The 1,791-nt window shown below is 50.8% G+C and carries 1 rRNA gene; it reads right to left on the bottom strand.

Annotated elements, in window-relative coordinates:
• Positions 1-56 precede the first annotated feature (56 nt).
• Positions 57-1,615, bottom strand: a 16S ribosomal RNA gene (locus ACI3E5_RS17510).
• Positions 1,616-1,791 lie beyond the last annotated feature (176 nt).

Here is a 1,791-nt window from a genome sequence, read left to right as displayed (position 1 = left end):
ACCTCTCAAAACTGAACAAAGGCAAACGATGTGTAGTCTTCCGAAATATTCCTTAGAAAGGAGGTGATCCAGCCGCACCTTCCGATACGGCTACCTTGTTACGACTTCACCCCAATCATCTATCCCACCTTAGGCGGCTGGCTCCAAAAGGTTACCTCACCGACTTCGGGTGTTACAAACTCTCGTGGTGTGACGGGCGGTGTGTACAAGGCCCGGGAACGTATTCACCGCGGCGTGCTGATCCGCGATTACTAGCGATTCCGGCTTCATGTAGGCGAGTTGCAGCCTACAATCCGAACTGAGAGAAGCTTTAAGAGATTAGCTTAGCCTCGCGACTTCGCAACTCGTTGTACTTCCCATTGTAGCACGTGTGTAGCCCAGGTCATAAGGGGCATGATGATTTGACGTCATCCCCACCTTCCTCCGGTTTGTCACCGGCAGTCTCGCTAGAGTGCCCAACTAAATGATGGCAACTAACAATAAGGGTTGCGCTCGTTGCGGGACTTAACCCAACATCTCACGACACGAGCTGACGACAACCATGCACCACCTGTCACTTTGCCCCCGAAGGGGAAGCTCTATCTCTAGAGTGGTCAAAGGATGTCAAGACCTGGTAAGGTTCTTCGCGTTGCTTCGAATTAAACCACATGCTCCACCGCTTGTGCGGGCCCCCGTCAATTCCTTTGAGTTTCAACCTTGCGGTCGTACTCCCCAGGCGGAGTGCTTAATGCGTTTGCTGCAGCACTGAAGGGCGGAAACCCTCCAACACTTAGCACTCATCGTTTACGGCGTGGACTACCAGGGTATCTAATCCTGTTCGCTCCCCACGCTTTCGAGCCTCAGCGTCAGTTACAGACCAGAGAGCCGCCTTCGCCACTGGTGTTCCTCCATATATCTACGCATTTCACCGCTACACATGGAATTCCACTCTCCTCTTCTGCACTCAAGTCTCCCAGTTTCCAATGACCCTCCCCGGTTGAGCCGGGGGCTTTCACATCAGACTTAAGAAACCGCCTGCGCTCGCTTTACGCCCAATAAATCCGGACAACGCTTGCCACCTACGTATTACCGCGGCTGCTGGCACGTAGTTAGCCGTGGCTTTCTGGTTAGATACCGTCAAGGGATGAACATTTTACTCTCATCCTTGTTCTTCTCTAACAACAGAGTTTTACGATCCGAAAACCTTCTTCACTCACGCGGCGTTGCTCGGTCAGACTTTCGTCCATTGCCGAAGATTCCCTACTGCTGCCTCCCGTAGGAGTCTGGGCCGTGTCTCAGTCCCAGTGTGGCCGATCACCCTCTCAGGTCGGCTATGCATCGTTGCCTTGGTGAGCCGTTACCTCACCAACTAGCTAATGCACCGCGGGTCCATCCATCAGTGACGCAAAAGCGCCTTTCAACTTTCTTCCATGCGGAAAATAGTGTTATACGGTATTAGCACCTGTTTCCAAGTGTTATCCCCTTCTGATGGGCAGGTTACCCACGTGTTACTCACCCGTTCGCCACTCTTTTTCTTTCGGTGGAGCAAGCTCCGGTGAAAGAAAAAGCGTTCGACTTGCATGTATTAGGCACGCCGCCAGCGTTCGTCCTGAGCCAGGATCAAACTCTCATAATGATTTGTTTGAATGACCATACGGTCATTAAGCTCATAAAAATTAACTTTGCTAGCTATTGCTTGCATGTATTTGTTTCAATAAATTGAAACGTCCTACACATTGGTTCGTTTGCTTGCTTTGTTCAGTTTTCAAAGGTCTACCGTGCTGTGTTAGCAACTTTTATATCATATCAGAG

The sequence above is a fragment of the Candidatus Enterococcus avicola genome (assembly GCF_047470845.1).
Classification (GTDB): Bacteria; Bacillota; Bacilli; order Lactobacillales; family Enterococcaceae; genus Enterococcus_D; species Enterococcus_D casseliflavus.
This window is presented reverse-complemented; position numbering and strand designations above follow the sequence as displayed.